Source organism: Microbacterium ginsengiterrae, assembly GCF_014205075.1.
GTDB lineage: Bacteria > Actinomycetota > Actinomycetes > Actinomycetales > Microbacteriaceae > Microbacterium > Microbacterium ginsengiterrae.
Genome location: NZ_JACHMU010000001.1, coordinates 109,950 through 123,827 on the forward strand (window position 1 = coordinate 109,950; position 13,878 = coordinate 123,827).

Below are 13,878 nucleotides of genomic sequence, written 5' to 3' on the forward strand. Positions count from 1 at the left end.
GCCTCTTCTGTGTCAGAACCAGTCGCTCTCGCGTACCTGGCGCATCGCGATCTTGCGATCCTCCGGTGTCAGACGCGACAGATACAGCTTGCCGTCGAGATGATCCGTCTCGTGCTGGAGGGCCTGGGCGAGCAGCCCCTCCCCCTCGAGGACGACGGGATTGCCGTCGAGATCGATGCCCTCGACGCGGGCCCAGGGGTGACGAAGGGCGTCGTGCCACAGATTCGGGACGGACAGGCATCCCTCCCCCGTCGGCACGGGATCTCCGCGCACCTCGGTCAGCACGGGATTGAGCACGTAGCCGACGTCACCGTCGATGTTGTAGCTGAACGCGCGCACCGCCACGCCGATCTGCGGCGCGGCGACGCCCGCCCGACCTGGCAGTTTCACGCTGTCGATGAGGTCGGCCACGAGGGACCGCACGCCGTCGTCGATCTCGTCGATCGGAGCGCACACGGTTCGGAGCACGGGGTCCCCGAAGATCCGGATCTCGCGAGCGGTCATCAGGCGGACCTCGCCCGAAGGCCCTCGATGAGGAGCGCAGCGAGCTCGCGAGCCGCGGTGCGCGTCTCGGGTTGCAGGTTGGCGAAGACGATCGCACCGCCTCCCGCGATCTGCGGGTCGTACGGCATCCGCACGACGTTCTTCGCGCGGGTCTTGAAGTGCGCCTCCAGCTCGTTGAGGCGCACGAGCGGGCTGCCGGGGGTGGACTGGTTGAGGACGATGACGGCGTTGCGCACCTTGTCCTCGTGACCGTTCGCCTCCAGCCACGTGAGGGTCTCGGATGCCAGCCGCGCCTCGTCGACGCTGAGTCCGGAGACGATGACGATCTGATCGGCGAGATCCAGCGTCGCATCCATCACGGAGTGCACGATGCCGGTGCCGGTGTCGGTGAGCACGAGGGAGTAGTAGTGCGCCGCGACATCGGCGACGTTGCGGTAGTCCTCATCGCTGAACGCGTCGGCGATGCGCGGATCGGTGTCGGATGCCAGCACGTCGAGGCGCGTGGAATCGCGCGCCACGATCGCGGAGATGTCGTGATAGCCCTTCACCTCGTCGTGGATGCGCACGAGGTCCCGCACCGACTTGCCCGATTGCGAACGGACGATGCGGTCGGCGAGCGTCCCGCGGTCGGGGTTCGCGTCGACGGCGATCACGCGGTCCTCACGGGCGTCCGCGAGGGCCATTCCGAGCAGCGCGGTGATGGTGGTCTTGCCGACGCCACCCTTGCGCGACAGGATCGGCACGAAGCGCGCGCTCCCACCCAGCGGGCTGGCGATCCGCGCGGTGAGCGCCTTGCGCTCCCGTGCCTTGCGGCCGTCGCCGATGTTGATGCGGCGTCCGGAGACCGTGTAGAGCAGGTGACTCCAGGTGCCCTCCGGCTCCGGCTTGGTCAGCGGGCTCGGGGTGAGCAGGCGATCGGCCGTGAGCAGATCGGCGGTCTCCCTGGAGGACTGGCCGCGCTGGTCGTCCAGTCGCTTCGACGCGAGCGTCAGTTCGGCCGGGCGATCGGGCGTGCTCGCGGATGCGGCGGGTGCGGATGCTGCGGATGCTGTCTGCTCCGCAGCCGGCGCCGCCGGTTTCTTCGCGATCGCCTGGGCCGGCACGGCGGCGTCGGTCTTCGCGACGGGTTCGGCCTTCACGGCGGGCTCAGCCTTCGCGGCCGGCTCAGCCTTCACGGCCGGCGTGGCAGGCTCCGTCTTCACGGCGGACTTCGCGGGCTCGGCCTTCACCGCAGGCTTCGCAGGCTCGGCCTTCACCGCAGGCTTGGCAGGCTCGGCCTTCGCGGCGGGTTCCGCCGGCTCGGCCTTGGCCGCGGGTGCGGCGGGCACGACTGGAGCGGACTCCACGATGGGTTCGGCGTCGTCCACGACATCCGCATCGACCGCGGCGCTGTCGTCCTCCGCAGCATCCTGCTGCTCGGTGCCGTCGGCATCCTCTGGTTCCTCGACGTGCGCGACGTCCTCTGGTTCCTCTGCGTCCGACTGCGACGGCTCCACGACGAGGTTCTTACCGCTCTCGAGCAGGATCTCGAAGCTCGCCGCCGGGATCTCACCGTCGACGACGGCATCCTCCGTCAGGTCGTCGTCCTCGTCGCGCCCGGGCATCACCACGGCCACCTGCGCCGTCTGCCCGAGCACGCCCAACGAGGTCGTGTCGAGGGAGGCGGATTCGTCGAGGACGCCGAGGTCGTCGCCCTCGGCGTCGTCGCGATTGTTCTTCGATGTCACTTCTGTCACTCCAAGCCTGTGCGAGCGTGTCGCCCGCACAAGATTACTTCTCCGGAGTGATCACGACCAAAAGGTCTCCGGCGTCGACCTGCTGCGTGCCACCGATCGCCAGGCGCTCGACGACGCCGCCGACCGGCGCTGTGATGGCCGCTTCCATCTTCATCGCCTCGATGGACGCGACCGGTTCGCCGGCGCGGACGGAGGCCCCGACCTCGACCTTGAGGGTGACGACACCGGAGAACGGCGCAGCCACCTGACCGGGCTTGGACGTGTCGGCCTTCTCGACCTCGTGCGCATCCACAGCGACCGAGCGATCACGCACGAACACCGGCCGGAGCTGCCCGTTCAGCGTGGTCATGACCGTGCGCATGCCGCGCTCGTCCGCCTCACCGATCGCCTCCAGCCCGACGTAGAGCTGCACGCCGCGATCGATCTCGACGAGGTGCTCCTGACCCTGCACGAGTCCGTAGAGGTAGTCGGCCGTGTCGAGAACCGAAAGGTCACCGAACAGTTCGCGCTGCTGAGCGAACTCCCGCGTCGGAGCGGGGAACAGCAGGGTGTTCAGGCGGTCGCGCCGCTCCGTGCGGGATCCGGCGAGAGCCTTCTCGTCGTCCGCGGAGATCTCGGTGAGTCCTGGGCGCACCTGACGCCCGGCCAGCACCTTCGACCGGAACGGCTCCGGCCATCCCCCCGGCAGATCGCCGAGCTCCCCCGCCATGAAGCTCACCACGGAGTCGGGCACGTCGTACTTCTCCGGGTTCGCCTCGAAGTCCGCCGGATCCGCCTTCACCGCTGCCAGATGCAGGGCGAGGTCGCCGACGACCTTGGACGACGGCGTCACCTTCGGCACCCGCCCGAGAATGCGATCCGCCGCAGCGTACATGTCCTCGATGAGTTCGAAGTCGCCGGCGAGCCCGAGCGCCTTCGCCTGCTGACGCAGGTTCGACAGCTGACCGCCGGGGATCTCGTGATGGTAGACACGGCCCGTGGGACCGGGAAGCCCGGATTCGAACGGCGCGTACTGGTTGCGCACGGCCTCCCAGTACGGCTCGAGGTCGGAGACTCCTCCGAGGTCGATGCCGCTGTCGCGCTCGGTGTGCGCGAGCGCTGCCACGAGCGAGGAGAGGGACGGCTGGCTCGTCGTGCCGGACAACGGCGCGGATGCCGCATCCACGGCGTCGACGCCTGCGGCACTCGCCGCGAGCAGGGTCGCCAGCTGGCCGCCCGGGGTGTCATGCGTGTGCAGGTGGACCGGAAGGTCAAACCGCTCGCGCAGGGCCGTGACGAGCTTCGCGGCGGCGGCGGGCCGCAACAGACCCGCCATGTCCTTGATCGCGAGGATGTGAGCGCCCGCGTCGACGATCTGCTCGGCCAGACGCAGGTAGTAGTCCAGCGTGTACAGGTCCTCGGCGGGATCGAGCAGGTCGCCCGTGTAGCAGAGGGCGACCTCGGCGACCGAGGTGCCCGTCGCGCGGACGGCGTCGATCGCGGGGCGCATCTGCGTGATGTCGTTGAGCGCGTCGAAGATGCGGAAGATGTCGACGCCGCTGGCGGCGGCCTCGTTCACGAACGCATCGGTGACCGCCGTCGGATACGGGGTGTATCCGACGGTGTTGCGCCCCCGCAGCAGCATCTGGATGTTGATGTTCGGCAGCGCCGCACGCAGCTTGTCGAGCCGCTCCCACGGGTCCTCACCGAGGAATCGCAGGGCGACGTCGTAGGTCGCCCCGCCCCATGCCTCGACGGAGAGGAGGCCGGGCGTCAGGCGGGCGAGGTAGGGAGCCGCGGCGACGAGGTCGCGGGTTCGGACCCGCGTCGCCAGCAGCGACTGATGCGCGTCCCGGAACGTCGTGTCCGTGATCGCCAGGGGCTTCTGCTCGCGGAGGCTGCGCGCGAACCCGTCGGGGCCCAACTCCTGCAGACGCTGGCGAGATCCGGGCGCCGGCTCCGCGGTGAGGTCGATCTGCGGCAGCTTGGAGATCGGGTCGATCGCCCCAGGGTGCTCTCCGTTGGGCTTGTTGACCGTGACATCGACGAGCCAGTTGAGCAGCTTCGTCCCGCGGTCCTTCGACACGCGCCCCTGCAACAGGTCAGGACGCTCGTCGATGAAGGAGGTGCTGACGTCCCCGGCGACGAAGGCGTCGTCATCGAGCAGCGCCTGCAGGAAGGGGATGTTCGTCGAGACGCCACGGATCCGGAACTCGGCCAGCGCGCGCCGTGCGCGGCCGACGGCAGCGGGGAAGTCGCGTCCGCGGCAGGTCAGCTTGGACAGCATGGAGTCGAAGTGCGGGCTGATCTGCGCCCCCTGGTGCACCGTTCCACCGTCGAGGCGGATGCCGGCACCACCCGGTGAGCGGTAGGTGGTGATCTTGCCCGTGTCGGGGCGGAAGCCCTGGGTGGGGTCCTCGGTCGTGATGCGGCACTGCAGCGCCGCACCACGAAGGTGGATGTTCTCCTGCTGGAGGCCGAGCTCGGCGAGCGTCTCCCCCGATGCGATGCGCATCTGGGTCTGGACGAGGTCGACGTCGGTGACCTCCTCGGTCACGGTGTGTTCGACCTGGATGCGCGGGTTCATCTCGATGAAGACGACTTCACCGGCGCGCTCCCCCGCTGTCTCCAGCAGGAACTCCACGGTGCCCGCGTTCTCGTATCCGATGGAACGGGCGAAGGCGATCGCGTATCCGTGCAGAGCCGAACGGATGCTGTCGTCGAGGTTCGGGGCCGGCGCGATCTCGACCACCTTCTGGTGGCGACGCTGGACCGAGCAGTCACGTTCGAAGAGGTGGACCGTCTCGCCGGACTTGTCGGCCAGGATCTGCACCTCGATGTGACGCGGCCGGATGACCGCCTGCTCGAGGAACATCCGAGGGTCCCCGAATGCGCTCTCCGCTTCGCGCATCGCCTCGGCGAGGGCGGGGGCGAGCTCGGCCTTCGACTCCACCCGCCGCATCCCGCGACCGCCACCGCCGGCGACGGCTTTCGCGAAGAGCGGGAATCCGATCTCATCGGCCTGAGCCACGAGATCGTCGACGTCGGCGGATGCCTCGGTGGACCGGAGGACGGGGACGCCGGCGGAGATCGCGTGACGCTTCGCCTCGACCTTGTTGCCCGCCATCTCGAGGACCTTCGACGGCGGCCCGATGAACACGATGCCGTTCGCCGCGGCCTTCTCGGCCAGCTCGGGGTTCTCGGACAGGAACCCGTAGCCGGGGTAGATCGCATCGGCGCCCGACTCGCGAGCGACTCGGATGATCTCGTCGACGTCGAGGTAGGCCCTGACAGGGTGACCGCGCTCGCCGATCTCATACGCCTCATCGGCCTTCAGCCGATGCTGCGAGCCGCGGTCCTCATACGGGAAGACCGCGACAGTGCGCGCTCCCACCTCGAACGCCGCTCGGAAAGCACGAATCGCGATCTCGCCGCGATTGGCCACAAGGATCTTCTGGAACATGCACACCTCTGATGGCTCGATGTGCGGCGTTGTCGACGCACACGGGGCGGGGCTGAGTGTTTTCCAAGCCTAGGGGAAGGTAACGTGGTCTCCGTGCACGTACTCAGCGTCAGCTCTCTCAAGGGCGGTGTCGGAAAGACGACCGTGACTCTCGGTCTGGCTTCTGCGGCCTTCGCCCGCGGCGTCCGAACCCTCGTCGTCGACCTCGACCCCCAGTCCGATGTCTCGACGGGAATGGACATCCAGATCGCCGGGCGGCTCAACATCGCCGACGTCCTGGCCAACCCGAAGGAGAAGGTCGTCCGTCAGGCGATCACCTCCAGCGGATGGGCGAAGGTGCACCCCGGAACGATCGACGTGCTCATCGGCAGCCCGTCCGCGATCAACTACGACGGCCCGCACCCGAGCGTGCGCGACGTGTGGAAGCTCGAAGAGGCGCTCGCGTCCGTGGAGAGCGACTACGACCTCGTCCTCGTCGACTGTGCGCCATCGCTGAACGCGCTCACCCGCACGGCGTGGGCGGCGAGCGACCGCGTCATGGTCGTCACCGAGCCCGGCCTGTTCTCCGTGGCAGCAGCCGACAGGGCCCTTCGTGCCATCGAGGAGATCCGCCGAGGCCTCTCCCCTCGTCTGCAGCCGTTGGGCATCGTGGTCAACCGTGTGCGCCCGCAGTCGATCGAGCACCAGTTCCGCATCAAGGAGCTGCGTGACATGTTCGGCCCCCTCGTGCTCTCGCCGCAGCTGCCGGAGCGCACCTCGCTCCAGCAGGCGCAGGGCGCGGCGAAGCCGCTGCACATCTGGCCCGGCGACTCCGCACAGGAGCTGGCGGCGGACTTCGACGCGCTGCTGGATCGGATCATCCGCACCGGGCGCGTGCCTGTTCCCGAGGCGGGCGCCGCCTCCTCCTGAGAGCTCGTTGCGTGAGGACGAGACGTTTCGACTCGTCGCTCCGCTCCTCGCTCAACGCGTTTCGTCTCGCTGCGCTCGCTCAACGACCCGCAGGAGCCCTCCGCTCCTCGCTCAACGACCCGCAGGAGCGACCTTCGGGCCTTGGCCTTTGGCGGGTCGTTGAGCGGAGGCGGCGAAGCCGCCGCAGACGAACGGGTTGAGCGAGCCGAAGGCGAGTCGAAACCTCGCCGAGAGCACGAACCTCTCGGAGCCCCAGAGCCTCGGCTACGCGGTGCGCTTGGCGCGACGCGCGGAGAGTTCGTCGACGGGGTCCGGTGCAGTCGGGTCGAACTCGACCAGCGTGGTCTCGACCTCACGCAGCACCTTGCCGACTGCGATGCCGAAGACGCCCTGGCCGCGGCTGACGAGGTCGATGACCTCGTCGTTGGACGTGCACAGGTAGACCGAGGCGCCGTCGCTCATGAGCGTGGTGCCTGCGAGGTCGCGGATGCCGGCGGCACGGAGCTGGTCGACGGCCGTGCGGATCTGCTGCAGGGAGATGCCCGTGTCGAGGAGCCGCTTCACCAGCTTGAGGACGAGGATGTCGCGGAAGCCGTAGAGGCGCTGCGAACCTGATCCGCTGGCACCGCGCACCGTCGGTTCGACGAGCTCCGTCCGAGCCCAGTAGTCGAGCTGACGGTAGGTGATGCCGGCCGCGCGGGCGGCGACCGCTCCGCGATAACCGACCTCGTCATCCATGGCCGGAAGACCGTCCGTGAAGAGGAGTTCGGTCACGAACCGCGGGTCGCCTGCACGCTCATCCGCATTCATATGACTTCCTCTCTGACGGGCTTACCTCAACGGTAGAGCAGTGCCCCACCCCGGGCAATCACATCCGCCGCGCGGCGAAGGTGTGTCGCAACCTGTTCGTTACGAAAGAACGCGAGCGAGCGCTTCGTTCACGAAGGCCGCTCGCACCTCGTCGATCTTGGCGGCGAGCTGCGGCGCCATCTCGCGCGCCTTGCCGCGAGATGTGGCGTCGGTCCGCCGTAGCAGCGAGGACATCGCGGATTCGATCAGCGAGACCTCGCGCTCCGCGCTCTGCCGCAGCGTACGCAGATGGCGCGGCTCGATGCCGTGGCGGTCGAGCGCGACGAGACCGCGCAGCAGCGTCACCGTGGACTCCGGATAGGTCTCCGCAGCGGTGATGATGCCGGTGCTGATGGCGTCGTTGAGGATCTGCGGTCCCGCTCCGGCGGCCGACAGGAGTTCGTCGCGACGGTATCGCCGAGGGGCGGGTGCGATGGAGACAGGGGGCGCGAACGCGAGCCCCGTCTCTCCGTTGGCCTCGGCCTCGTCGAGCTGCTCGCGGATGACGCTGAGCGGCAGGTAGTGATCACGCTGAAGGGTGAGCCCGAGTCGCAGACGTTCGATGTCCGACTGCGAGAACTTTCGGTACCCGGACTCCGTCCTGGACGGGCTGACGATGCCCTGAACCTCGAGGAAACGCAGCTTGCTCGAGGTGAGATCCGGGAAGTCCGGTGTGAGCCTGGCGAGCACCTGACCGATGCTCAAGAGCCCCGCGGACGCTGAGCGATCGCGGGCCGGAAGCGCCGCCATCACTCCGTCGCCGCGGCGAGGTCGGCGGGCGACACGAAGAAGTTCAGACGGAACTTGCCGATGCGCAGCTCGAAGCCGTTGGCGAGGGCACTGCGGTCCACGCGCTCACCGTTGACGTAGGTGCCGTTGAGCGAGCGCTGATCGATGATCTCGAAGGCGCTCCCCGACCGGGTGATCTCGGCGTGACGTCGCGAGACCGTGACGTCATCGAAGAAGATGTCCGCCTCCGGGTGGCGTCCGATCGTCGTGACGTCGGTGTCGAGCAGGTATCGAGCACCCGCCAGCGCGCCGGAACGGACCAGCAGCAGAGCCGACCCTGATGGCAGAGCTGCGATGGCCGACTGCTCGACCTCTGTGAGCTCGGCGCCGAAGGGCACGAAAGAAAGATCGGAATCGTGTCCGAACGTCTGCGTGGCGTCGTGGCGCTGCTCGCCGTCGCGATGAATGGCTTCGTCGCGAGCCGGTCGGCTTTCGAAATCTGTCACGGTGGCCCTCCTCCCCACCACACTAACGGATCGAGGCGTCGCCGAGCGAGGGTCTGTGGGACACAGCGACCCCACACGACCGTTTCCTATGGTTGAGGTGTGCGCACTCTCACAATCGGTCGACCGACCGCCTCGTCCACCATCGCCGCCGTGCTCCTCGCCGCCTTCGTCCTGCTGTTCGCCTGGCCGTCATCCGCGGCCGCACACGACGCGCTGGTCGAGTCTTCGCCGGCGGCCGATGCGACTGTGGACACACTGCCCGCGGAGCTCACTCTGACGTTCAGCGCCGCGCTGATCGGCGGCGAAGGCGCCACCGAGGTCGTCGTGACGGATCCGGAAGGAGAGGCAGTCGCGGAGGGACCGGCCCAGGTCGACGGCGCCCTCGTCACGCAGCCCCTCGCAACCGACGCGCCTGCGGGCGAGTATCACGTGCTGTGGAAGGTGGTCTCCAGCGATGGGCACCCCACATCGGGCGAGTTCTCCTTCACCGTCACGACCGGCTCGCAGCCGGAGGAGCCGTCCACCGCCCCCGCCGAGGAGGCCACCGCCGCCCCCGCACCGGAGCAGTCGCAGACCTCCGAACCGGTCGAGGACCCGAACATGGAGTCGATCGCATCGTTCTCCCCCGGCTGGCTGATCGCCGGAGCGGTGATCCTGCTGATCGTGGCGTTCCTGCTCTTCCTGCTGCTGCGCCGCCGCCGGCCCGCCGAATCCGGATCGGACGCCCCCTCGGAGCGTTAGGCTGGAGGCATGCCACACTACGACGTCGTCATCCTCGGCGCGGGCCCCGGCGGGTACGTCGCCGCAGTCCGCAGCGCACAGCTCGGACTCTCCACCGCGATCATCGAAGAGAAGTACTGGGGCGGTGTGTGCCTCAACGTGGGCTGCATCCCCTCGAAGGCTCTCCTCAAGAACGCGGAGCTCGCACACACCCTGAACCACAAGGCCGACTTCTTCGGGATCTCCGGCGAATTCACGATGGACTACGGCAAGGCGTTCGACCGCAGCCGTGTCGTCGCGGACGGTCGCGTCAAGGGCATCCACTTCCTCATGAAGAAGAACAAGGTGACCGAGTACGACGGCCGAGGCACCTTCACCGGTCCGAAGGCGATCTCCGTCGCCAAGGCCGACGGCTCGACCGAAGAGGTCACGTTCGACAACGCCATCATCGCGACCGGCTCGAAGGTGCGCCTGCTTCCCGGCGTCGAGCTCAGCGACAACGTCGTGACGTACGAGGAGCAGATCCTCTCGCGTGAGCTTCCGAAGTCGATCGTCATCGTCGGCGCCGGCGCCATCGGCATGGAGTTCGCCTACGTGATGACCAACTACGGCGTCAAGGTGACGATCATCGAGTTCCTCGACCGCGCGCTCCCCAACGAGGACGCCGACGTGTCGAAGGAGATCACGAAGCAGTACAAGAACTACGGCGTCGACATCCTGACCTCGACCAAGGTCGAGTCCGTCGTCGACAACGGCTCGTCCGTCACGGTCTCGTACACGGGCAAGGACGGCCAGCAGAGCTCGATCGAGGCCGACAAGGTGCTCATGTCGGTCGGATTCGCACCCAACGTCGAAGGATTCGGTCTCGACAAGACCGGCGTGAAGCTCACCGAGCGCGGCGCCATCGACATCGACGACCACATGCGCACCAACGTGGACGGCATCTACGCCATCGGCGACGTGACCGCCAAGCTGCAGCTCGCACACGTGGCCGAGGCCCAGGCCGTGGTCGCTGCCGAGACGATCGGCGGCGCGGAGACGCAGACCCTCGGCGACTACCGCATGATGCCCCGCGCGACGTTCTGCTCGCCGCAGGTCGCCTCCTTCGGACTCACCGAGGCGCAGGCGAAGGAGACCGGTCGCGAGATCAAGGTCGTCTCGTTCCCCTTCATGGCCAACGGCAAGGCGCACGGTCTCGGCGAGCCGGTCGGTTTCGTCAAGATGATCGCGGATGCCGAGCACCTCGAGCTGCTCGGTGCCCACATGATCGGCCCGGACGTGTCCGAGCTTCTGCCCGAGCTCACCCTCGCGCAGAAGTGGGACCTCACCGCCCTGGAGCTGGCACGCAACGTGCACACGCACCCGACGCTGTCGGAGGCGCTGCAGGAGGGCTTCCACGGCCTCGCGGGCCACATGATCAACTTCTGATCAGACACCTCTGAAGAACGGCCCGGTCAGGCTCTGCCTGCCGGGCCGTTCTTCGTGCTCTCAGCGTCCCTGCATCGTGATCATGGCGGCGCTACGCCGTCGCAGCGCCGGTGATCCCAGCATCCGGATTCCCGCGTTCCGGACGGCGAGGGCCGGTCCGCGCACCGAGCGCCCCATGGTCATGTAGAACATCGACCTGCGTTGGGCGCGAGCGGCGGCGCGGAGCGCGGTGCGTTCGTAGTCGTGGAAATCCGGGGCACGGCCGTCCAGAGTGCGTGCGACGGCGGCGGCCAGGTGCGGCGCTGCCGCCCAGCCGAGGTTCATCCCCTGGCCGCCGATCGGACTCGTCTCGTGCGCGGCATCCCCCACGAGGACCACTCGTCCCGCCGCCAGGCGCGCTGCCCGGTGCTGGCGCGCGATGAACGGGGTGGGGTGCGTGCCGGATGGCAGTTCCACGCGGAGGCCGGCACGATCGCGGATCGCGCGGCCGAAGGCCTCCGATTCCGCCAGAACGCCATCCGGGTCCGACACGACCCAGCGTCGCATCCCGTCGGGAAGCGGGAAGGATTCGACGAGTCCGTCCCGCTCGCAGTGCAGGCGTGCCGTCCGATCCGCTGCGTGATCGGGGACATCGGCCATCGCGTAGCGTCCACGACCCGGACCTCGACGCCAGTGGATGCCGAGCTGCCGCCGGATGCCGCTGCGCACACCGTCGGCGGCCACGACCACGGCGGCGCTGACCTCGCGGTGGCCGATCGACATCGAGACCCCGCTCTGGGTGTTCCGCACCACCCCGACCGTGTGCCCGAGGCGCAGCGCGTCGCTCCGCAGACTCGTGAGCCGCTCACGGAGGAGCGCATGGGTGCGATGCTGCGGAAGGATCAGCACACGGTGCTCACCCGAGAACGCGATGGACGCGAGGACCCGCCCGTCGCAGATCACCTCGCCGCGGTCGAGGGCGAGACTCTCCGCGCGCACCTGCGCACCGACACCTGCGGCCTGCAGCGCCGCCAGCCCGGGCGGGTGGATCCCGATCGCCCTGGAGCGATGATCGGCACCTTCACGCGCCTCGTAGACCGCGACATCGATGCCGCGCTCGGCGAGCAGGCACCCGAGGAGCAGTCCGACCGGTCCCGCTCCCACGATCACGACCTCATGGTCCGGCATCCCCCGCCTCCCATCGCAGTTCCAGTCGCGCGGGGAACTCCTCGTTCACCTGCCAGCCGCGCGGGACGACCTCCGCCGCCTCTGCTCTGGTGAACGACCGGCGGATGCTGATGAGACCGTCCTCACGGATGAACGACCCGGCGAGGACGTTCTTCGCGAACGGCGCGGTCCCCATGGCGAAGCCCCAGTAGGCGAGCCTGCTGCGTGCGATGTCGCGGTGCAGCACGACACCGCCCTCCCGCACGAGAGCGACGGAGCCGTCGAGCACGCCGGTGAGTTCGTCTCCCGAGAGGTGGTGGATCAGGTGGTTGGAGACGACGAGATCGAATCGCTCGGCGTCCGCCACGAGGTCGCTGGTGTGCGCGCATCGGTACTCGACCCCTCCGCCGCGCTCGCGCGCCCATCGGATCGCCCTGGGGTCGGCATCCAAGGCCGTGACGGAGATCGGCAGTCCGTCGCGCCGCGCCCATCCGGCGATCGCCCTGGACACGTCTCCTCCGCCTGCGCCGACGTCGAGGAGGTGGATCGGTCCTCTTCGCGCGCGAGGTCGTATCTCTCGGCGATACACCGATCGCCACCGGGAGACGACGGCGTTCACGAGCGAGAACCGGTCGTAGGTGCGCTCGAGCATCGTGATGTCCGCACCGGGGTCGTCCATCAGCTCGCGCGCGCTGACGGCGCGAAGAGTGAGATCGACGCTCATCCGCGCGGCGCCACGACCGTCATGAGGGCGGACTCCGCGGTCAGGCCGGGTCCGAAGGCCATCGCGGCGACGCGTTCACCGTCACGCGCTCCCTCCTCCTCGAGGATGCGGCGCAGCACGAACAGCACCGTCGCACTGGACATGTTGCCGTACTGCCTGAGCACCTCTCTGGCGGGGGTGAGCTGCTCCGGGGACAGCTGCAGCCGCTCCTCCACGCGGTCGAGGATGCTGCGCCCTCCGGGATGGATCGCCCAGTGCGCGACCTGCTCACCGATGGAACGGTCGTCGAAGGCTGCGGCGAGCTCGGGCTCCGGCGCGTACAGCGGTCGCAGGGCATCGAAGATGTTCTCTCCGATGAGCTGCGGGACGGCGGTGGACAGGATCATCTCGAATCCCTCGTCGCCGATCGTCCACGCCATGTCCTTCTTCCCCTCCGGGATGATGCCGGTGTGGAAGCGATCCAGGGCGAATCCCGGCACGGACGAGTCGAACGACCGGGCCGTCACGAGACCGGCGGCGGCCCCGTCCGCGAACAGCGACGTGGCCACGATCATGTCCGGGTCCTCAGAGGTGCGCAGGTGCAGGGTGCACAGCTCGACGCTGACGACGAGGACCACGGCATCCGGATCGGCCGCGCAGAACTGGCTTGCCGCCCTGAGCGCCGGCATCGACGCGTAGCATCCCATGAACCCGAAGTGGTAGCGCTGGACGTTGTCGTTCAGACCGAGCGCGCGCACGATCTCATAGTCGGGGCCAGGAGCGTGGAAGCCGGTGCACGAGACGGTGATGAGGTGGGTCACATCGGCCGGAGTGATGTCCGGATCCGCCTCGACGGACGCCCTGGCGACGTCGACATAGAGCTTCCACGCCTCTCGGACGTAGACCTCGTTGCGCGTCTTCGTACTCGGAGACAGCAGCGCACCATTCGACCGGTCGAAGAACTGCGGATCTTCGGCATCCGACTCCAGCGAGAGCTCATCGATGACGGTGTACCGGGTGTCGATCCCCGACCCGTTGAACGACGTGTTCACGATACGCGTGGCCAGGCGCCCGAGACCGGGCTGCGCGGCGAAGACGTCGCGGACCTCCTCCTGTCGCAACACGGTGTCCGGAACGATCGTCTGCAGGGAGCGGAGTACCGCGGAGTGGCTCATGAGGTCACTCAAGCATGAGGAACGATTCTGA

At 68.3% G+C, this 13,878-nt stretch carries 12 protein-coding genes; 3 read left to right on the top strand and 9 right to left on the bottom strand.

Features of this window, described 5'->3' with window-relative positions; translation table 11 throughout:
• Positions 1-12 precede the first annotated feature (12 nt).
• From HD600_RS00550 to HD600_RS00560, 3 genes are read right to left on the bottom strand one after another with little or no spacing between them, the layout of a single operon-like run.
• Positions 13-504, bottom strand: coding sequence for a peptide deformylase (locus HD600_RS00550; protein WP_144796760.1), 492 nt, complete (start codon positions 502-504; stop codon positions 13-15).
• On the bottom strand, positions 504-2,231 hold the full coding sequence (locus HD600_RS00555; protein WP_338402252.1) for a MinD/ParA family ATP-binding protein: 1,728 nt from the start codon (positions 2,229-2,231) through the stop codon (positions 504-506). The genes HD600_RS00550 and HD600_RS00555 overlap by 1 nt, the downstream gene beginning before the upstream one ends.
• Before the next feature lie 43 nt (positions 2,232-2,274).
• Positions 2,275-5,682, bottom strand: coding sequence for a pyruvate carboxylase (locus HD600_RS00560; protein WP_184280818.1), 3,408 nt, complete (start codon positions 5,680-5,682; stop codon positions 2,275-2,277).
• Between the two features lie 93 nt (positions 5,683-5,775).
• On the opposite strand from HD600_RS00560, the gene HD600_RS00565 reads away from it, so the two are divergent.
• Entirely contained in the window at positions 5,776-6,591 is an 816-nt protein-coding gene (locus HD600_RS00565) for an AAA family ATPase (RefSeq protein WP_184280820.1), read from the top strand.
• A gap of 264 nt (positions 6,592-6,855) precedes the next feature.
• Here the strand turns inward: HD600_RS00565 and HD600_RS00570 are convergent, their stop codons facing one another.
• From HD600_RS00570 to HD600_RS00580, 3 genes are all read right to left on the bottom strand, one after another.
• Entirely contained in the window at positions 6,856-7,401 is a 546-nt protein-coding gene (locus tag HD600_RS00570) for a MerR family transcriptional regulator (RefSeq protein WP_144796765.1), read from the bottom strand.
• A 99-nt stretch (positions 7,402-7,500) separates the two neighbouring features.
• The gene (gene ftsR / locus HD600_RS00575; RefSeq protein WP_184280822.1) at positions 7,501-8,190 is read right to left on the bottom strand and encodes a transcriptional regulator FtsR; all 690 of its coding nucleotides are present in this window, start codon (positions 8,188-8,190) and stop codon (positions 7,501-7,503) included.
• Positions 8,190-8,675 (bottom strand): FHA domain-containing protein, encoded by a 486-nt coding sequence (locus HD600_RS00580; protein ID WP_144796769.1) that lies wholly within the window; start codon positions 8,673-8,675, stop codon positions 8,190-8,192. The genes ftsR and HD600_RS00580 overlap by 1 nt, the downstream gene beginning before the upstream one ends.
• A 99-nt stretch (positions 8,676-8,774) precedes the next feature.
• Between HD600_RS00580 and HD600_RS00585 the strand changes: the two genes are divergently transcribed.
• Positions 8,775-9,416 carry a copper resistance protein CopC gene (locus HD600_RS00585; protein ID WP_184280824.1) on the top strand — a complete coding sequence of 214 codons (642 nt, stop codon included), beginning with the start codon at positions 8,775-8,777 and terminating at the stop codon, positions 9,414-9,416.
• 9 nt (positions 9,417-9,425) lie between these two features.
• Positions 9,426-10,823: a dihydrolipoyl dehydrogenase gene (lpdA, locus tag HD600_RS00590; RefSeq protein ID WP_144796773.1), complete on the top strand. Its 1,398-nt coding sequence runs from the start codon at positions 9,426-9,428 to the stop codon at positions 10,821-10,823.
• Between the two features lie 60 nt (positions 10,824-10,883).
• Here lpdA and HD600_RS00595 read toward each other — a convergent pair whose 3' ends face one another.
• From HD600_RS00595 to HD600_RS00605, 3 genes are read right to left on the bottom strand one after another with little or no spacing between them, the layout of a single operon-like run.
• Positions 10,884-11,990: an FAD-dependent oxidoreductase gene (locus HD600_RS00595; protein WP_184280826.1), complete on the bottom strand. Its 1,107-nt coding sequence runs from the start codon at positions 11,988-11,990 to the stop codon at positions 10,884-10,886.
• A complete protein-coding gene (locus HD600_RS00600; RefSeq protein ID WP_184280828.1) occupies positions 11,977-12,693 on the bottom strand; it encodes a methyltransferase domain-containing protein in 717 nt (238 codons plus the stop codon). Before HD600_RS00600 ends, HD600_RS00595 begins: the two co-directional genes overlap by 14 nt.
• Positions 12,690-13,847, bottom strand: a complete 1,158-nt coding sequence (locus HD600_RS00605; protein ID WP_184280830.1) for a type III polyketide synthase — start codon at positions 13,845-13,847, stop codon at positions 12,690-12,692. Before HD600_RS00605 ends, HD600_RS00600 begins: the two co-directional genes overlap by 4 nt.
• Positions 13,848-13,878: the final 31 nt, after the last annotated feature.